The following is a 17,559-nucleotide window of genomic DNA, read 5'->3' as shown; positions in this document are numbered from 1 at the left end:
TCACTATAAATCAGATTAAATCGGGTTATCGCTATCAATAAAATAATGCTGTAAACCAAATTGTTCGGCAAGGTGTTTACCCAATGCCTGAATGCCATAGCGCTCTGTTGCATGATGCCCACAGGCAAAATAATGGATCCCCAACTCTTTGGCCTGATAATAGGTGCGTTCAGATATTTCACCGCTTAAATAAGCATCAGCCCCGAGTGCATGAGCCTCTTCAATAAAGTCCTGTGCAGCGCCGCTGCACCAGGCGATTGTTTTGATAGCGGCGCTAGTGCCGGCAATATGCGTTGGTTGCTGGCCAAATTTTTCCGCCAGCAGGCAAGAAACGTCTTCTATCGACCGGGCTGTGTTAAAAGCCCCTGTCCATAACAATCCCGGAGTGCTGCCAGCCTTATGAGTCGTTGCTGTATGCAGTTCTAATAACTTTGCGATGCAGGCATTGTTGCCTAAATCAACATGGCAATCCAAAGGCAAATGGTAGGCTAACAAATTGATATTGCAACGAATTAATTCTGCGATACGCTGATATTTAATACCAGTAATCACTGGATTTTCACCACGCCAGAAATAGCCATGATGAACAATTAACGCATGAGCATTCATTTTGCTGGCCTGGTCGATCACATCAGCTGAAGCGGTAACGGCTGTGCAGATATTGATGATTTCATTACAGCCCTGAACTTGCAAACCATTGGGTGCGTAATCGTTAAAATTAGCGCAGCCCAATAGTTTATCAAGATAACTTATCAGTTGTTGACGATTAATCACCGTGTAGAAACCCTTTTAATATCTGCGCCAAGGATTGCCAGTTTTTCTTCAATACGCTCATAACCGCGATCAACATGGTAAATACGCTCGACATGCGTTTCACCTTCAGCGGCAAGCCCGGCAAGGATTAAACTTGCAGAAGCACGCAAATCGGTTGCCATTACCGGCGCACCAGTCAGGCGCTCTACCCCATTAATCATGGCAGTATTACCGTTTAACTGAATCTGGGCTCCCATACGTTGCAGTTCCTGAACATGCATGAAGCGGTTTTCAAAAATGTTTTCAATAACAGATGAAGAACCCTCTGCTATAGTATTTAAAGCCATGAATTGCGCCTGCATATCGGTTGGGAATGCAGGGTACGGCGCCGTTGAAATATTTACTGCCTGTGGCCGTTTGCCGTGCATATCCAGAGTAACCCAGTCCTCACCAAGAGTGAGCTCGGCCCCTGCTTCTTCAAATTTGCATAACATGGATAACAGATTATCCGGTTTTACTTTACGGACAGTCACGCGTCCACGGGTAATTGCACCGGCAGTAAGATAAGTACCCGCTTCAATACGATCAGGCATTACCGTAAATGAACCGCCACTGAGCGATTCCACGCCCTGAATCTCAATAGTACCAGTTCCCGCGCCAGAAATTTTTGCACCCATTTGAATAAGGAAATTGGCTAAATCAACAACTTCCGGCTCGCGGGCGGCATTTTTAATAATGGTTTTACCTTCGGCAAGCGATGCGGCCATTAAGATGTTTTCAGTACCGGTTACAGTTACTGTATCAAATACAATCAGCTTTCCTTGTAATCGGCCTTTTGAGCGTGCTTTGATATATCCATTTTTTACGGAAATTTCCGCACCCATGGCTTTTAAAGCTTTAAGATGCAAATCTACCGGACGGGTTCCGATAGCACAACCGCCAGGTAAAGAGACGTCAGCGCGTCCAAATCGTGCAAGCAAAGGACCAAGCACCAAAATTGAGGCACGCATGGTTTTTACAAGTTCATAAGGAGCGACAAATTCGCTCACCTGGCTTGCATCTACCTGTACATTCATTTTTTCATCAACAGTCAATTGCGTACCCAATTGGCACAGCAACTGCATCATGGTTGTCACGTCTTTAAGGTGAGCGACATTACTCAGCGTTACAATATCTGTTGCCAGTAAGGTCCCTGCTATAATAGGGAGAGCGGAATTCTTTGCGCCGGAGATAATTACTTCGCCATTTAACGGCTTATTACCATTAATTACCAACTTATCCATTTTTCTTCTCCCATTCTTCTTTGGTCCAGGTCTTCATCGTTAATGCATGAACCATACCAGAAGTAATATACTCATTCAGTTGTTTATATACCCACTGTTGCCTGGCAACTGACTGTTTGCCGGCAAATACATCAGAAACTATCGTTAACTGATAATGGTAACCATCTCCCTCCACTTTGACGTATTCGACCTCCTGGCAATTACGCAGCTTTTGCTCTAATTCTTCATTACTAATCATACAAACTCACAAATGGACATAATTATAAAAGATAGCTCATAGAAATTACTGGGAGATGTTTATTTGTGTTAAACACCATCAGAAGTTAATATTTTTTCAACACCGCAAAATTCTGCCAATGCTTTTACACTATCTGGCATCTGTTCAATACGGCAGGTTTTTTTATATTTTCGGGCAAGACGCTTGGCTTCAATTAAAAAAGCCAGTCCTGCGCTATCACAATGAGTAACAGCGCCAAGATTGAGGGATAATGTTAATCCGCGTAAGGATTTACAATAATCAAGCAAACGTGCCCGATCTGATTTTACAGTCAGGAACGTCATTTCTCCGGAAAGGGTAAAGGGCTGGCTAATCATCAGGCTGCCTGTTTACTGCGTTCGTTCATCTGTTTGATTAAATCCTGCATATTGGCACCCTGAAGCGCTTGTGCAAACTGGGAACGGAAACTTTGCAGCAGGCTTACACCCTCAACACTTAAATCATAAATTTTCCATTTACCCTCTTTGGCAACCAGGCTGTATGCCAGTGGGATATTATTGCCATTGGAACGGATAATCATACTGTTAACACGGACAAAACGCTCATTCGAAGAACCTCTTACCGGTAAAAACTTAATCGTTTCATCTGTGTATTCAGCCAGCGGACTTGCATAAGTTCTGATAACAAGTTGGGTAAAGGCTCTGGAAAACTCAACACGTTCGCTTGGCGTAGCTTTTAACCAGGCCTGACGTCCCAATACTGAACGCGACATGCCAGCGACATCCACATTAGGCAGCAAATACTTTTGAACTGCCTGGTAAATTACCTGTGGGTTGTTCTTTAAATTTGCTTTGTTCTGCTTCAGCGTTGTCAAAATATGGTCGGCTGTTTCCTGCAGCATGGGAACGGGTGAGTTTTCAGCAAATACAGTGCTTGCCAATAAAACTGACAATCCCAGTAATAATCCTTTAATTAGTTTCATCAATGCACCTATTTTTTATTAATGTTAAATAATAGTTGTCCAATCAGGTTTTCCAGAATGATTGCTTCCTGAGTTTTGGCAATAACATCGCCTTCCCGTAAGTAAGGATGCTTGCTACTACTATCATCAAAACCGGGAACAATACTAATATAATTCGATCCAAGCAAGCCTTCTGTTAAAATTCGTGCGGAAGAATCGTCAAAAGGGATTTTTTTATCGCTGCGAAGCGTTAGAGTAACCCTGGCATTCAAATCATCAGGCTGAAGCTCTATTCGACTTACTTCACCAATTTTAACGCCAGCCACAGTGACTGGCGCACGTACTTTAAGACCACCGATATCCGAAAAAACAGCGGTCACATGGTAGCCTTTTTTGGACGACAGGCTTGAAATACCGCTTACCTTCATTACCATCATGAGCAAGGCCAGCAAACCCAGCACCATAAACAGACCGACACTGACATCAATGTAACGTTGTCTATTGTTCATTTACCAGCCTCCAATCATCATCGCAGTTAACAGAAAATCAAGCCCAAGCACCGCCAGTGACGAATATACAACAGTCCGGGTTGTTGCCTGGCTGATACCTTCCGCTGTCGGAATACATTCAAACCCTTGAAATACAGCTATCCATACAACCACAAATGCGAAAACAATGCTTTTTATAATTCCGCTTAATATATCAATTTTAAAATCGACTGCAGCCTGCATATTTGACCAGAAACTGCCGGCATCTACGCCAAGCCATTCAACACCAATGAAATAACCACCGTAAACAGCAACCGCTGAAAAAATCAGCGCAAGTATCGGCAGCGCAATAAATCCAGCCAGAAAGCGCGGGTAAATAACTCGCCCAAGCGGATCGACGCCCATCATGTCCATACTGGCTAATTGCTCGGTTGCTTTCATCAGGCCAATTTCAGCAGTTAGCGCAGAACCGGCGCGGCCTGCAAATAATAACGCACTGATGACCGGGCCAAGCTCGCGTGAAATACTTAAAGCCAGAAGTTGACCCAGCTGGCTGCCTGCGCCAAATTTCTGCAGAGTATTATAGCCTTGCAGCCCTACCACCATTCCTATAAAAAGTGCTGATACCACGATAATCAGGCAGGAAAGTACACCCACAAAATGCAATTGGAAACGTAAGGCAGGCCACAGCCTTCGAAAATCAGGATTACGTGCGAACATGCGCAACAGAAAAACGCCTGAGCTTCCAATTGATTGCAAGGTTTTGACTCCGCTCCGTCCAAATTGGGCAACCTGCTCAAGCATCGAGTAACTCCTCTGTATAAGGACGTGCCGGGAAATGAAAAGGCACGACGCCATCAGCTTCGCCATGCATAAACTGATGAACATGGGGCTGTGCGGATTGTTTTAATTCCATTGGCGTTCCCTGACCAATCAGGCGTCCGCCGGCAACCAGATAGACATAATCGGCAATTGAGCAGGTTTCCTCAACATCATGGGAAACGATAATCGTAGTTGTATGCAGCAACTGATTAAGCCGTTTAATCAGACGCACCAGTACGCCCATGGAAATCGGATCCTGGCCGGTAAACGGTTCGTCGTACATCATTAGTTCAGGATCAAGAGCAATTGTACGGGCAAGGGCAACACGCCTTGCCATACCGCCGGACAATTGTTCCGGCATTAATTCCGCTGCACCGCGTAAACCGACCGCCTCAAGTTTCATGAGGACAATATCCCGGATCATGGCAGGATTCAGGGACGTATGCTCGCGTAACGGGAAAGCCACGTTGTCGAACACTGACAAATGAGTAAACAAGGCGCTGCTTTGAAAGAGCAAACCCATTTTTCGCCGTGCTTTATATAAAGCCTTCCGCGACAGTTTATGAATATTGGCATCATTGACAATGATTTCCCCTGCACAGGGCTGCAACTGAGCGCCGATCAAACGCAGCAGAGTTGTTTTTCCGCTACCGCTCGGTCCCATAATGGCTGTTATCTTACCCCGCTCGACAGTCATGTTTATCTTGTTAAAGATTAACCTGTCGCCCCGGGCGAAGGAAAGATTGGTTATATTAACCAGATTATTCCGCATGCAGAGTCAGTCTCTTTCATAAAGGTGAAAATAGATTATACCCAATAAACGTGAAAATACTAGGTTCTGTTTAAAATCATCAAATGGTTATGGTATGCTGATATAACTGCGAAAATTTCGGATAAAATTCATGTCCTTATTAATCCGTCTATTTGTAATTTGTACTTTATTATTTACCGCTCAAATCTGTGAAGCCGGGCGTTGCGGTGGTTGCACAGGTCCGAAGTGTGAAAATCCCTGCGAACAGGGGGCCTGTTGCCAGGCCATGGGCGGAATTCAATATTGTGATTCGTCAGCCGGCCGGTTTGTCTGTAATAATGGCTATTATTCTTCCTGCTATTGCACCCGCCATGCAATCATGGATTTGCAGAATGTTCAAGGGTGCTGTCTGTGGCAAGGCGGCGTTATGATTATTGATCCGACTGGAATGGTTATCTGTAATAATGGTGCTGTATCAGAGGTCTGTACGCTGCAATCTCCGCCTCAGCCAGTGGCGAGTTTTTGAAAATTCTGTTCCCGTTGCACAGGACAATTTTTTGTAGGTTGGGTCGTTCCGACCCAACATTACCAAAGAATTCGACAAAAAATTTCGTTCACAGAACCTAGACAATTATCTTTGATAATCGCATAATTAGCCTTTTGTTTGAACCTAGTCCATGACAATACCGTTAATTGAAATCCGTGATGTTTATAAGTCTTATGGCAATGCCAGAATTCTTAATAATATTTCATTGTCGATTTATGACGGCGAATTTTTAACCCTTTTAGGTCCTTCCGGTTGTGGTAAAACAACCCTGTTACGGCTCATATCCGGTTTTGAACAGCCAACATCCGGCCAGATTTTTATCAATGGCCAGTGCGTTAATGATCTTCCGCCGCAAAAACGTGATGTACATACCGTTTTTCAGAGTTACGCCCTGTTTCCTCATCTGTCGGTTTTTGAAAATGTCGCTTTTGCATTACGCTGTAAACGCACTGCGGAAAATGAAGTAAAACAACGGGTTCAGGATGCGCTGAAACTGGTTCAGTTGGAAGCCTATGCTGATCGTAATATCAAGCAGCTCAGCGGCGGTCAACAGCAGCGAGTGGCTATTGCCCGCGCCATTATTAACCGTCCGCAGGTGTTATTGCTGGATGAACCGTTAAGCTCGCTGGATTACCGTTTGCGAAAAGCCATGCAATCCGAGCTGAAACAGCTGCAGAAAACGCTCAATATGACATTTATCTTTGTAACGCATGATCAGGAAGAAGCTCTGTCAATGTCTGACCGTATTGTTATTTTTAACCACGGTATGATTGAGCAAATCGGAACACCGCGTGAGGTGTATGAAACCCCTGCTAATCTGCACGTTGCGAGCTTTATCGGCGAAGCTAATATTTTTGAAATCGAAGTTAAAACTGCTGATGATCAAAATATTATTACTGAGCTTGAAGGCGTGATGCTCACCTGCAGAAATACCGGCAACTATAAACCTGAAGATAAGTTGCATCTGGTTGTCCGGCCAGAAGATATCAGGGTATGGAGTCTATCGGAAGTTACCGATTCACAAGGCATGTTGCCTGGCAAGATTGCTGAAATTGTGTATAAAGGCTCAACCGTTGATCTGAAAGTCGCATTACCCTCAGGCATTATTATCAATGCGTCAGAATTTTTTGATGAAGATGACGACAAGCTGGAGTACGCCCCGGAAGAATCAGTCTGGGTACAATGGCTGGCGGGATGGGAGGTTCTACTGCCGCATGAAAGCTAAATCCTCTTCGCTTTATATTGTCTATGGCTGGCTGCTGGCTTTTGGTCTGATTCCGTTGTCGATGCTGCTTATTGCCAGTTTTTTATCCCGAGACAGCGCCAATCTTGTAGCGCTGCCGTTTACGCTGGAAAATTACACATCTCTGTTAACGCCAGTATTTGCCAAAGTATTGCTGCGTTCATTAGCAATCGCATTAATCACTACCAGTTTATGCCTGTTGTTTGCTTATCCTTTTAGCTACCTGTTAATTAAATCCAGGCATCAATCGATGCTGTTGTTACTGATTATTATTCCATTCTGGACAAGTTCGCTGGTCAGAACCTATTCCCTGATTGCAATCCTTAAATTTAACGGCATCCTGAATGCAATTTTACTCCATCTACATTTCATTCATCAGCCGCTGACGCTGCTGTATTCCAATTTTGCGGTCATTATCGGCCTGGTATATAACCTGTTCCCTTTTATGGTATTGCCTGTTTTTACCAATATGGAGCGTTTTGATTTTCGGCTGATTGAGGCGGCGAAAGATTTGGGCGCGAATAAATGGTCAATTTTTTTCAGAGTCTTTTTGCCTAATACTGCACCGGGGATTGTTTCCGGCTGCATGCTTGTCCTGCTTCCGGCAATGACTCTGTTTTATATTCCAAATGTCCTTGGCGGCGCACGTTCTATTTTACTGGGTAACATGATTCAAAATCAGTTTCTGGTTCTCGAAGACTGGCCACAAGGTTCTGCGACCAGTATTATATTAACACTGTTGCTGTTATTGCTGCTGGTATTTTATAAAGTGCGCGATAGCGAGGCCGCACGATGAAAGCGATTATTCAGCGGACTTTTTTATGTCTGGTTTACGCCCTGCTCTATCTCCCTATTTTGGTTCTGGTACTCTATTCGGTAAATAAGGCCAGGTTTTCGTTGCAATGGCATGGCTTTTCATTGTGCTGGTATCATGAGCTATTCCAGGACCGTGCTTTATGGTCGGCATTTGCCAACTCGGTATTTTTAGGGCTAAGCGCTTCTGTTATTGCGACAACGCTGGGATTATTAACCTGCGTTAATCTGTTTTTACACCGCTCACGCCATCGTCAAATTCTGTATACGCTGTTATTGCTATTGATCATTATCCCTGATTTGGTGTTAGGCGTAGCATTGTTGATTTTCTTTAATGTCGCTGATTTACCGCTGGGCTTTTTCAGTCTGTTAATCGCTCATATTACATTCTGTTTACCCTTTGTTATTTTGACTATTAATGCCCGGATTAAAACATTGAACCCGAATATTTACTTCAGTGCGCTAGATTTGGGCGCCAGCCGTTTTTCTGCCTTGACCAAGATTCTGCTGCCGTTGTTATGGCCTGCAGTATTAAGTGCGTTTTTGCTTTGTTTTACCATGTCGTTTGATGATGTGATCATCAGTTATTTTGTCGCCGGCCCTGATTATAATATTTTGCCATTGACCATTTATTCCCTTGTACGCGCAGGGGTTACACCAGAACTTAATGCCTTATGCACTATTACGTTTGTTATTTCAATGATATTGGTCATCATATCTTATCGGATTTCAGGTAAATCGACATGAAACATCTGCAAGCAATACTCCTGATATTAAGCGCTCAAGCAGCATTGGCAGAGTCAGTCGTAAATGTTTATGTCTGGGGCGGTGAAATTCCCAAACAAGCCGTTCAGCAATTTGAACGCGAAACCGGGATAACGGTCAATTTTTCGACTTACGACAGCAATGAAACCATGTATGCCAAACTAAAAGCCAGCAGCACGCCTGTCTACGATGTTATTCTGCCATCGGCCTATTTTGTTGAGCGTATGAGCAGGCAAGGCATGCTGGCCAAACTGGATAAGGCCCAGCTACCCAATATGGCGAATCTGGCAGAGCAATTTCAGAATAATGACTATGATCCGGGCAATACATACAGCGCCCCTCTAATCTGGGGAGCCACTGGTATATTTTATAATCAGTCAAAAGTTTCAGCCCCTCCTGGCGCCTGGCGACAGCTTTGGCAAAAGCAATGGCGCGGTCAATTGATGCTGTTGGATGATTCCCGTGAGATTTTTGCGATTGCGCTGATGAGCCTGGGGTTTGATCCCAATGATAGTAACCCGCAGCATATCCAGCAGGCTTATGAACATCTGCTGCAGTTGGTTCCTAATATCAAGTTATTTGCCAGTGACGGTATCCAGGCCATTATAATTGATGAGGATTCCAATATTGGCTCGGCCTGGAATGGGGATGTATTAAAGGCTCAGGCCGAAAATAATAACATTCAATTTGTCTATCCCCAGGATGGTTATGTCATTTGGGTTGATTGTCTGGCCATTCCTAAAAATCCTCCTCATCCTAAGGAAGCGCTTGCTTTTATCAACTTTATGATGAAACCGGAAACGGGCGTTAAAATCGCCCTTTTGGAGGGGCATGCTATTACTAATGCCAAAAGCCGTGAATTATTACCAACCCGAATTAAGGACAATCCAGAAATATACCCTACTGCTGATATTTTAAAACGCGGTCATTTTCAACGCGATGTGGGGGAGGAAACCCTTACATTGTATAACAATTACTGGGAACAGCTGAAACTTGCCTTTTGATGCCCGATTAACATGCACAGCCACCATTATATAGACACAAGCCTTTAAAAATGGTATATTGTACATATTAAATGCATATTGTACATTGCTTAAACCTTAATTAAATGGTGCTCTATTATGTTTCGATGGAATTTTTTTCAAACCTCAAATCCCCCGGCCGATCTTTCAGATCAAACGAAAATTAAATCACCAATACCACAATTAATGCTCAACTATCCAAAATTTTCTTACACGCCAGTACCACCCAACCCAGAGTTATTTTCAGATATAGAAGATCAAAAGAAACTTGATATGCATATTACACTACTCAAGAAGCGCCATCCTCACTACACTGAAAAAGAAATAGATGAGGCATGCAAAATCCTAATTGGAAAGCCAGTCTCTAAGGGAAAAATTGTACCGCTAGCGGAAAGGTCAGGTTTTGTGGAATTGGAGGCTGACGATATAGAGACTGACATGGTTATGGTACCGATAGAAGATACCGAGGAGGACGCTCTTACTCAAAGTTTTGTCTACATTCCCGGTAATAATGGATTGTAGCCTTACTGCCATTAAGCAAAGAGATTTTAATTAGGTAACGTCCCTAAAGTTATTTTTTGTTTATTTAAAGCATAGATTTTAAATTTACCTCGATATGCCCCCTCTCCCGCGAAAGGAATTTAAATAGTATACTGATGATCCTTCGCGGGAGAGGGTTGGGGAGAGGGAATGTCACGAATGGTAATAGATGATGCGCTTATTTTTGGAAAAGGAATACAGCATGTTATCCCAAATAAGAGCAGGCGGCTAAACCCAATAGAGCATGATCCACAATCTATAAAGAGAGAAATATCATTGAACGTTTTTTTCAAAAATTAAGCGCTTCGGAAGAATCGAAGATAATACCATAGATGCTGCGCTGTAAGGGTACTTTGCCTACGTAACTTCTTTGCGCGTTGCCTCAGTATCGATTTGTCGGCTTCCCTCTCCCCAACCCTCTCCCGCGAAGAACCATCAGTATACTATTTAAATTCCTTTCGCGGGAGAGGGGGCAGATACGGGTAAATTTAAAAATCTGTGGTTTAAATAAACAAATAATAACTTTAGGGACTTTATTTATCTCGAAGGCTTGGCACTATACCACAGGCTTCGAGACAGCGCTAAAGCTGCATACATCAAGGCTACGATTTCCTCAATTCCAGCCACTGAGACCAGGTTTGATGATTCCCTTCTAATCTGGACTGCGCAAAGTGATAAAATTGTTCAAGAAAAAGCAGTCTGTCATAATAATAAGGCACTAACTCAGGATCGGTTTTGTTGATATCAGTAAGGTTGTAATGAGGAGGAATAGCGGCTTGCCTGGCCAGAATCTCGTCTAATGAGACTTTATCCGCATTTTTCAACATGTCGTATAACACCATAAAAGTGGTTGTACGCCCCTTGCCGCCGCGACAGTGAATATGCAGCCACCCGTCTGGCGGCAGGTTATCTACCAGGCCTATAAATGCATCGACCTCGCGCCTGTCCGGCGAGCGATGATCAGTAACAGCCAAACGGTGATAATTAAACCCAAGTTTCGTCACCACATCCTTTTCATTGTTTACTGCTTGTACTTTAAGGGTCTGTCCGGCAGCGTACTCCCCCATCTTGAATTGTTCTACATTCAGGATATTACTGATAAACGTTTCCACAGCCAGGGTGTTTAACCATTCCTGCTCGTACATCAGCGCCATTTCTTTGCTTTTATCCGCATTTATCCAGTCATGCGTATCGGTCAGGGTAATGGCGTTTCCGTTGAGATAACCATGATTTTCCTGCCTCAAATCGATTACAGTGACTTTTTGCGTCCCATTCCCAGTCTGTTGATAAATAAAATCAGCAACTACCAGCCAGCCCGGCTCTGAGGGTTGTGAGCTTGCCGAAGCACGGAATTGTTCGAGACCCGCTTTATTGCCGGAATAATAATCGGCTATCATTAAACTGCTGCGTAAATCACGCACGGTCGAATTGGAATAATCAGTATCCTGTACCAGACAAGGACGCTCTCTTGTTGCGTCGCAATAAGTGGATTCTGCAAACAATAATTGAGAACATAAAAGAGTTAATAAAAACAAGATTAACCTTTCGCTGGATTTCATTGTTTTTCCACATCATGAATTATTGCCAGTATTCATATTGTAGCGTTTTTTAGAGGTCTATCAAACAGATAAATTCTGATCAGAATTCAAATTCGTAATATTGGGCCGGAGCGGCCCAAATACAGTCTTTGCAAAATAATTATTTTTCTTTTACTGCGCTGATTTTTTTCGCTGCCCTATCCGGGTATATCTGCTTTATACCGCGATAAAATGTCCCCTGAGCATTAAGTACTGCCATCAGAAAACCCGCTTTTCCATCGAGGAAACCGAGCTGCAGAATAAGGCAACGGTAATACATCCAGCACGTGCTGAACAGGACTTTTGTAAGGCTTGGCGGTTTGCCGTGATTTTTCTCCAGCCGTACCCTGGCGCTATACGAAGAATAACGATTCACTTTTGCCAGCGCATGAGTGACATCCTGAAATGAATTGTGGATTATCGGCGTTTTGATCTTCCCTATCCGGCTATCCTCTGGCAGTACAATTTTTTCATGGACGATATCGTCGCTATAATTTGCCCCCTCACGTTTGAATAACCGAATATGGCGCTTGGGGCTTGAGGAATAACGCAAGACTTTGCCATAAAACTTCATGCAAATCGGTACTCGATAGGCATCGAACTCCTCAGATTCCATGGCTAATTCAAGTACATCTTTCAAGTCCTCACTGACCTGCTCGTCTGCATCGAGATTGAGTACCCAATCGCAGGTGGCAAGTGATAATACACGCTGTTTTTGAATGCCGTACCCCTGCCAGTCTTCACTGATAAAAACTTTTTCAGTATATTCCTGCGCAATCGCAACGGTATTGTCGGTGCTGCCCGAATCCAGCACGATAACCTCATCGACCCATTTGATTGATTCAAGACACCGCCTGATATTGGCTTCTTCGTTTTTCGTTATAATTATTACACTGAGCATTGCTTTTCCACATCATGGCTTATTGCCTGTATTGTAGCGTTTTTTGCGGTAAAAAAAACCCTTGTAGAGGTTTCAGAAAATTTGTCATCCCCGCGAAGGCGGGAATGACAGAATCCTTAACATAATGGCAGTGATAAATAGATGCTGCTAGCACACCCCTTCACGGTAATCATGGCTGTCAAAGTGCAGTTTGCCGTCTTTGACCTGGATGGTGACATGTCCGCCGTTTGCCAGTTTACCGAACAACAACTCATCAGCCAACGGTTTTTTGATCTGTTCCTGAATCAGTCTTGCCATTGGCCGTGCACCCATTGCGCGATCATAACCATGCTCAATCAGCCATTCACGGGCAGCTTTATCTACTTTGAAAGTCACCCCTTTATTGCTGAGTTGCTCATCAAGCTCCATGATAAATTTGTCGACAACCAGACCAATTGTCACATGGTCAAGCGGAGCAAAGTTAATGATAGCGTCAAGTCGGTTCCTGAACTCAGGACTAAATTGGCGCTTGATCATTTCAAGGCCGTCAGTGCTGTTATCCTGTAAATTAAATCCTATTGAATTACGGGTAATTTCGCTGGCGCCGGCGTTACTGGTCATCACCAGAATAACGTGTCTAAAGTCTGCCTGGCGGCCGTTAGTATCAGTCAGTGTACCGTGATCCATAATCTGCAGCAGCAGGTTAAATACATCAGGATGCGCTTTCTCAATTTCATCAAGCAGCAACACTGAATGAGGATTTTTAGTAACTGCTTCTGTTAACAATCCGCCCTGATCGTAGCCGACATATCCTGGAGGAGCTCCAATCAAGCGTGATACGGTATGTTTTTCCATATACTCAGACATGTCAAAACGCAGCAGCTCAATGCCGAGAAGATTAGCCAGCTGCTTGGTCACTTCTGTTTTACCTACCCCTGTTGGGCCGGCAAAGAGGAAGCAACCTACCGGTTTTTGCGCTTCGCGCAGCCCTGAGCGGGCAAGCTTGATTGCTGAGGCCAATGCGGTAATCGCATCATCCTGTCCGTAAACCAGTAATTTCAGATCCCGTTCAAGATTACGGAGGGTATCCTTGTCGCGTGCAGAAACTTTTTTAACCGGGATGCGGGCGATTTTGGCAACCACATTTTCAATTTCAGTGACACTGATAATTTTACGGCGTTTGTTAGCAGTCAACAAATTCTGATACGCGCCAGCCTCGTCAACCACATCGATTGCCTTATCCGGCAAGAAACGGTCGTTGATATATTTTGCTGACAGTTCAGCTGCTGCTTTCAGGGCAGCGGTAGAGAATTTAACGTTATGATGCTCTTCCAGCCGTGGTTTCAACCCTTTCAGGATTTCAAATGTTTCATCAATTGACGGCTCAGTAATATCGATTTTCTGGAATCGCCGCGCCAAAGCTCTATCTTTTTCAAAGATACCGCGATATTCCTGATAAGTTGTAGAACCTATGCATTTTAATTCACCATTAGCCAGCAAGGGTTTAATCAGGTTAGAGGCGTCCATAACCCCGCCAGAAGCTGCACCAGCGCCTATGATGGTATGGATTTCATCAATGAATAGCACCGCGCCTTCCTGCTGACTCAACTGTTTTAAGACCGCTTTTAAGCGTTTTTCGAAGTCTCCGCGATATTTGGTACCTGCCAACAGAGCACCCAAATCAAGCGAGTAGACAACGCAATTATTGATCGCTTCCGGTACCTCGCCATCCACAATCCGACGTGCCAGACCTTCAGCAATAGCTGTTTTGCCAACACCAGCCTCGCCAACCAGTAAGGGATTATTTTTGCGTCTGCGGCACAGCACCTGAATAGTACGCTGTATTTCTTCATGACGGCCAATCAATGGATCAATCTTGCCAAGACGTGCACGCTTGTTAAGATTCATGCAGTAGCTTTCCAGCGGTGATTCATTGCCGTCAGATGACATAGTTTCTTCATCCATTGAAGAGCCCATATTGTCATTCATTTCGTTATTATGGTATTTCGATACCCCGTGTGAAATGTAATTAATCACATCCAGACGGGTTATATTTTCACGTCTTAAGAAATAGACTGCCTGACTTTCCTGTTCGCTGAAGATAGCTGCAAGAACGTTGGCGCCGGTAACTTCTGTTTTACCAGCTGACTGCACATGGAACACTGCTCGTTGCAATACACGCTGGAATCCCAGAGTCGGCTGTGTTTCGCGATCCAGCTCGCCCTCAGGGATACGCGGGGTTGTTTCATCGATAAATTCGACCAGATCCCGCCTTAAAACGTCAATATTGGCATCACAAGCCTGCAGAACATTGCCTGCAGCAGGGTTATCAAGTAAAGACAACAGTAAATGTTCAACAGTCATAAACTCATGACGTTTTTCTTTGGCTTCCTTAAATGCAAGATTTAAGGTGAATTCCAACTCTTTATTTAACATTTTCGCTGCTCCTCTTCACCCACCTGCGTTACTCCGGCTCCATGGCACATAGCAAAGGATGCTCAAAACTTCTTGCATAGTCGTTGACCTGAGCCACCTTGGTTTCCGCTATATCCCTCGTATACACACCACAAACACCTTTACCCAACACATGAACCTGAAGCATTATCTGTGTCGCCATTTCCTCACTTAACCGAAAAAACCGCTTTAGCACATCAACAACGAAGTTCATAGGAGTATAATCGTCATTGAGCAGAAGAACTTTATATTTTTTAGGCAGTTTTATTGCCGGAACGACCTCAGCCTCAGCGACTTTCCGTTCAATAATCTCTTCTAAAAAACGCCCACTCATTTCTTATACCCTTTAATTAATTTTATAGACTTTCAACAGCTGTTTGGCCAGTAAAAATCAATTAAAATATCGAATTTTTCTTCATATGCCAGAATAACCAACATCTTGCGATGTTTAAAGTCATTCTGGCATCACCTGCTTGCTCGTCTTTGCGAACGTAAGCAAAACAACACTGTATGTTCGCACGGTACCGCCATTACATATGACTAATCATAGCCTTACCAAAGCCAGAACTGCTCACGCAGGTTGCATCTTCCATCATGCGTTGAAAGTCATAAGTTACTGTTTTTGCTTCAATAGCATCAGACATGGCATTGATAATTAAATCAGCAGCCTCTGTCCATCCCAAATGCCTTAACATCATTTCAGCAGAAAGAATTAAGGAACCTGGGTTTACTTTATCAAGCCCGGCGTATTTTGGCGCGGTTCCATGAGTTGCTTCAAATACAGCAACTTTATCGCCGATATTTGCGCCAGGAGCAATACCAATACCGCCAACCTGAGCCGCCAGTGCATCAGAGATGTAGTCACCGTTCAGATTCAGGGTTGCAATTACGCTATAATCTTCTGGTCTTAACAGAATCTGCTGTAAAAATGCATCAGCTATCACATCTTTAATTATAATCGATTTTCCGTTTTTTGGATTGGTCAGCTTCATCCAGGGACCGCCTTCAAATAATTCAGCGCCAAAATGATCGCGGGCAACCTGGTAACCCCAGTCTTTGAAAGCCCCTTCAGTAAACTTCATAATATTGCCTTTATGAACGAGCGTAACTGAATCCCGATCATTATCAATCGCGTATTGAATAGCCGCTTTAACCAGGCGGGTTGTTCCCTCTTTTGAAACCGGTTTTATGCCAATACCGCAATGCTCCGGGAAACGGATTTTTTTAACGCCCATTTCCTCTCTCAGGAAGCGAATCAGCTTGTCAGCGCCTTCTGAATCAGCCTGCCATTCAATACCAGCATAGATATCCTCAGAATTTTCCCGGAATATAACCATATCCGTTTTCCAGGGCTCTTTAACCGGGCTTGGCGTGCCGGTAAAATAACGGATAGGACGCAGGCAAGTATATAAATCCAGCTCCTGGCGGATTGCTACGTTTAACGAACGGATACCGCCGCCTACCGGTGTAGTCAGAGGACCTTTGATTGAAACAACAAATTGCTTCATGGCCTCAAGCGTTTCTGCAGGCAGCCATTGGTCAGCGCCATAAACTTTGGTTGCCTTTTCACCGGCATAAACTTCCATCCAGGAAATTTTTCTTTTACCACCGTAAGCTTTTGCCACAGCAGCGTCCACCACTTCCCGCATTGGAGGCGTTACATCCACGCCGATACCATCCCCTTCAATAAACGGAATAATAGGAAAATCAGGAACATTCAGCGATAAGTCTGCTGCAACAGTAATAGCCTGGCCTTGAGCCGGCATGATTATTTTTTCAAAGTTCATTCTAATTGCTCCGCAGTAAAAAATAATTATCATAGCATGCTAAAACTCTTTGCCCCAAGAAAGAATGCAGGCATAATTACATTTTTATTTTTACGTCCTTTTTTTGCCTAACGTGCCTCAAATTTTACTGTTTAATAAGCCTTATGATGTTCTTTGTCAGTTCACGGGTGAGAAAAACGATACCACTCTGGCAAATTTCATTCAGCTGCCCGATTTTTATCCTGCAGGCCGACTGGATAAAAACAGCGAGGGTTTGCTGATTTTAACAAACGACGGTCGTCTGCAACACCAACTCAGCCATCCGCGCTATAATAAAAAGAAACACTATTGGGTACAGGTGGAAGGAGTTCCGAAACAACAGGACCTCGAACCCATCAGACAAGGCCTGCTCCTGAACGGGATACGCTATCTTCCGGCTGCTGTCAAACTGATAACTGAGCCTGAAAAGCTATGGCCGCGTGATCCGCCAGTACGTTTTCGTAAAACAGTTCCAACAAGCTGGCTTGAAATCATTTTACAGGAAGGAAAAAATCATCAGGTCCGTAAAATGACCGCTGCCATTGGTTTTCCTACCTTGCGGCTGATCAGGCATCGAATTGCGGATTGGCAACTCAATGATCTGCTGCCCGGGCAGTTTGTTTTGGTTAATGTGTAAA

Annotated in this window: 20 protein-coding genes; 7 read left to right on the top strand and 13 right to left on the bottom strand. The window is 44.0% G+C overall.

All coding sequences use genetic code 11. From position 1 onward, the window contains the following. Positions 1 to 15: 15 nt before the first annotated feature. From ACFORL_RS11165 to ACFORL_RS11130, 8 genes are all read right to left on the bottom strand, one after another. The gene (locus ACFORL_RS11165) at positions 16 to 774 is read right to left on the bottom strand and encodes a Nif3-like dinuclear metal center hexameric protein (protein WP_382344029.1); all 759 of its coding nucleotides are present in this window, start codon (positions 772 to 774) and stop codon (positions 16 to 18) included. After that, positions 771 to 2,036 (bottom strand): UDP-N-acetylglucosamine 1-carboxyvinyltransferase, encoded by a 1,266-nt coding sequence (murA, locus tag ACFORL_RS11160; RefSeq protein WP_382344027.1) that lies wholly within the window; start codon positions 2,034 to 2,036, stop codon positions 771 to 773. The genes ACFORL_RS11165 and murA overlap by 4 nt, the downstream gene beginning before the upstream one ends. Continuing rightward, positions 2,029 to 2,274, bottom strand: a complete 246-nt coding sequence (locus tag ACFORL_RS11155) for a BolA family protein (RefSeq protein WP_382344025.1) — start codon at positions 2,272 to 2,274, stop codon at positions 2,029 to 2,031. The genes murA and ACFORL_RS11155 overlap by 8 nt, the downstream gene beginning before the upstream one ends. Positions 2,275 to 2,342: 68 nt before the next feature. Further along, positions 2,343 to 2,630, bottom strand: coding sequence for an STAS domain-containing protein (locus ACFORL_RS11150; protein ID WP_382344022.1), 288 nt, complete (start codon positions 2,628 to 2,630; stop codon positions 2,343 to 2,345). Next, a complete protein-coding gene (locus tag ACFORL_RS11145) occupies positions 2,630 to 3,235 on the bottom strand; it encodes an MlaC/ttg2D family ABC transporter substrate-binding protein (RefSeq protein ID WP_382344020.1) in 606 nt (201 codons plus the stop codon). The genes ACFORL_RS11150 and ACFORL_RS11145 overlap by 1 nt, the downstream gene beginning before the upstream one ends. Positions 3,236 to 3,243: 8 nt before the next feature. Continuing rightward, positions 3,244 to 3,723 (bottom strand): outer membrane lipid asymmetry maintenance protein MlaD, encoded by a 480-nt coding sequence (mlaD, locus tag ACFORL_RS11140; protein ID WP_382344018.1) that lies wholly within the window; start codon positions 3,721 to 3,723, stop codon positions 3,244 to 3,246. Continuing rightward, entirely contained in the window at positions 3,724 to 4,506 is a 783-nt protein-coding gene (gene mlaE / locus ACFORL_RS11135; RefSeq protein ID WP_382344016.1) for a lipid asymmetry maintenance ABC transporter permease subunit MlaE, read from the bottom strand. It lies immediately after the preceding gene. Then, positions 4,499 to 5,296, bottom strand: coding sequence for an ATP-binding cassette domain-containing protein (locus ACFORL_RS11130; protein WP_382344015.1), 798 nt, complete (start codon positions 5,294 to 5,296; stop codon positions 4,499 to 4,501). Before ACFORL_RS11130 ends, mlaE begins: the two co-directional genes overlap by 8 nt. Positions 5,297 to 5,426: 130 nt before the next feature. Here ACFORL_RS11130 and ACFORL_RS11125 point away from each other — a divergent pair, with 130 nt between their 5' ends. The 6 genes from ACFORL_RS11125 (at position 5,427) to ACFORL_RS11100 (ending at position 10,187) form a co-directional block, all read left to right on the top strand. Next, positions 5,427 to 5,801: a neurogenic locus notch gene (locus tag ACFORL_RS11125; protein ID WP_382344013.1), complete on the top strand. Its 375-nt coding sequence runs from the start codon at positions 5,427 to 5,429 to the stop codon at positions 5,799 to 5,801. A gap of 151 nt (positions 5,802 to 5,952) precedes the next feature. Next, on the top strand, positions 5,953 to 7,047 hold the full coding sequence (potA, locus tag ACFORL_RS11120; protein ID WP_382344011.1) for a spermidine/putrescine ABC transporter ATP-binding protein PotA: 1,095 nt from the start codon (positions 5,953 to 5,955) through the stop codon (positions 7,045 to 7,047). Beyond that, positions 7,037 to 7,861 carry an ABC transporter permease gene (locus ACFORL_RS11115; protein ID WP_382344010.1) on the top strand — a complete coding sequence of 275 codons (825 nt, stop codon included), beginning with the start codon at positions 7,037 to 7,039 and terminating at the stop codon, positions 7,859 to 7,861. Before potA ends, ACFORL_RS11115 begins: the two co-directional genes overlap by 11 nt. Further along, positions 7,858 to 8,625, top strand: coding sequence for an ABC transporter permease subunit (locus ACFORL_RS11110; RefSeq protein ID WP_382344008.1), 768 nt, complete (start codon positions 7,858 to 7,860; stop codon positions 8,623 to 8,625). The genes ACFORL_RS11115 and ACFORL_RS11110 overlap by 4 nt, the downstream gene beginning before the upstream one ends. Then, a complete protein-coding gene (locus ACFORL_RS11105; RefSeq protein WP_382344006.1) occupies positions 8,622 to 9,647 on the top strand; it encodes an ABC transporter substrate-binding protein in 1,026 nt (341 codons plus the stop codon). Before ACFORL_RS11110 ends, ACFORL_RS11105 begins: the two co-directional genes overlap by 4 nt. A gap of 117 nt (positions 9,648 to 9,764) precedes the next feature. Continuing rightward, on the top strand, positions 9,765 to 10,187 hold the full coding sequence (locus tag ACFORL_RS11100) for a hypothetical protein (RefSeq protein WP_382344004.1): 423 nt from the start codon (positions 9,765 to 9,767) through the stop codon (positions 10,185 to 10,187). Positions 10,188 to 10,807: 620 nt separating this feature from the next. Here the strand turns inward: ACFORL_RS11100 and ACFORL_RS11095 are convergent. From ACFORL_RS11095 to icd, 5 genes are all read right to left on the bottom strand, one after another. Beyond that, on the bottom strand, positions 10,808 to 11,764 hold the full coding sequence (locus ACFORL_RS11095; protein WP_382344002.1) for a phosphatase domain-containing protein: 957 nt from the start codon (positions 11,762 to 11,764) through the stop codon (positions 10,808 to 10,810). A 139-nt stretch (positions 11,765 to 11,903) separates the two neighbouring features. Next, positions 11,904 to 12,683 (bottom strand): glycosyltransferase family 2 protein, encoded by a 780-nt coding sequence (locus tag ACFORL_RS11090; RefSeq protein ID WP_382344000.1) that lies wholly within the window; start codon positions 12,681 to 12,683, stop codon positions 11,904 to 11,906. A 147-nt stretch (positions 12,684 to 12,830) separates the two neighbouring features. Continuing rightward, a complete protein-coding gene (gene clpA, locus ACFORL_RS11085) occupies positions 12,831 to 15,098 on the bottom strand; it encodes an ATP-dependent Clp protease ATP-binding subunit ClpA (protein ID WP_382343998.1) in 2,268 nt (755 codons plus the stop codon). A 28-nt stretch (positions 15,099 to 15,126) separates the two neighbouring features. After that, positions 15,127 to 15,450 carry an ATP-dependent Clp protease adapter ClpS gene (gene clpS, locus ACFORL_RS11080; protein ID WP_382343996.1) on the bottom strand — a complete coding sequence of 108 codons (324 nt, stop codon included), beginning with the start codon at positions 15,448 to 15,450 and terminating at the stop codon, positions 15,127 to 15,129. 196 nt (positions 15,451 to 15,646) lie between these two features. Next, entirely contained in the window at positions 15,647 to 16,903 is a 1,257-nt protein-coding gene (gene icd / locus ACFORL_RS11075) for an NADP-dependent isocitrate dehydrogenase (RefSeq protein ID WP_382343994.1), read from the bottom strand. 112 nt (positions 16,904 to 17,015) lie between these two features. On the opposite strand from icd, the gene ACFORL_RS11070 reads away from it, so the two are divergent. After that, entirely contained in the window at positions 17,016 to 17,558 is a 543-nt protein-coding gene (locus ACFORL_RS11070; protein WP_382343992.1) for a pseudouridine synthase, read from the top strand. Position 17,559 lies beyond the last annotated feature (1 nt).

Source organism: Legionella dresdenensis (assembly GCF_042649825.1).
GTDB lineage: Bacteria > Pseudomonadota > Gammaproteobacteria > Legionellales > Legionellaceae > Legionella_C > Legionella_C dresdenensis.
This window is presented reverse-complemented; position numbering and strand designations above follow the sequence as displayed.

Excerpts from the sequence above, each read along its gene's own strand:
- murA (WP_382344027.1), bottom strand. The coding sequence starts at position 2,036 with ATGGATAAGTTGGTAATTAATGGTAATAAGCCGTTAAATGGCGAAGTA.
- ACFORL_RS11155 (WP_382344025.1), bottom strand. The coding sequence starts at position 2,274 with ATGATTAGTAATGAAGAATTAGAGCAAAAGCTGCGTAATTGCCAGGAG.
- ACFORL_RS11150 (WP_382344022.1), bottom strand. The coding sequence starts at position 2,630 with ATGATTAGCCAGCCCTTTACCCTTTCCGGAGAAATGACGTTCCTGACT.
- ACFORL_RS11145 (WP_382344020.1), bottom strand. The coding sequence starts at position 3,235 with ATGAAACTAATTAAAGGATTATTACTGGGATTGTCAGTTTTATTGGCA.
- mlaD (WP_382344018.1), bottom strand. The coding sequence starts at position 3,723 with ATGAACAATAGACAACGTTACATTGATGTCAGTGTCGGTCTGTTTATG.
- mlaE (WP_382344016.1), bottom strand. The coding sequence starts at position 4,506 with ATGCTTGAGCAGGTTGCCCAATTTGGACGGAGCGGAGTCAAAACCTTG.
- ACFORL_RS11130 (WP_382344015.1), bottom strand. The coding sequence starts at position 5,296 with ATGCGGAATAATCTGGTTAATATAACCAATCTTTCCTTCGCCCGGGGC.
- ACFORL_RS11125 (WP_382344013.1), top strand. The coding sequence starts at position 5,427 with ATGTCCTTATTAATCCGTCTATTTGTAATTTGTACTTTATTATTTACC.
- potA (WP_382344011.1), top strand. The coding sequence starts at position 5,953 with ATGACAATACCGTTAATTGAAATCCGTGATGTTTATAAGTCTTATGGC.
- ACFORL_RS11115 (WP_382344010.1), top strand. The coding sequence starts at position 7,037 with ATGAAAGCTAAATCCTCTTCGCTTTATATTGTCTATGGCTGGCTGCTG.
- ACFORL_RS11110 (WP_382344008.1), top strand. The coding sequence starts at position 7,858 with ATGAAAGCGATTATTCAGCGGACTTTTTTATGTCTGGTTTACGCCCTG.
- ACFORL_RS11105 (WP_382344006.1), top strand. The coding sequence starts at position 8,622 with ATGAAACATCTGCAAGCAATACTCCTGATATTAAGCGCTCAAGCAGCA.
- ACFORL_RS11100 (WP_382344004.1), top strand. The coding sequence starts at position 9,765 with ATGTTTCGATGGAATTTTTTTCAAACCTCAAATCCCCCGGCCGATCTT.
- ACFORL_RS11095 (WP_382344002.1), bottom strand. The coding sequence starts at position 11,764 with ATGAAATCCAGCGAAAGGTTAATCTTGTTTTTATTAACTCTTTTATGT.
- ACFORL_RS11090 (WP_382344000.1), bottom strand. The coding sequence starts at position 12,683 with ATGCTCAGTGTAATAATTATAACGAAAAACGAAGAAGCCAATATCAGG.
- clpA (WP_382343998.1), bottom strand. The coding sequence starts at position 15,098 with ATGTTAAATAAAGAGTTGGAATTCACCTTAAATCTTGCATTTAAGGAA.
- clpS (WP_382343996.1), bottom strand. The coding sequence starts at position 15,450 with ATGAGTGGGCGTTTTTTAGAAGAGATTATTGAACGGAAAGTCGCTGAG.
- icd (WP_382343994.1), bottom strand. The coding sequence starts at position 16,903 with ATGAACTTTGAAAAAATAATCATGCCGGCTCAAGGCCAGGCTATTACT.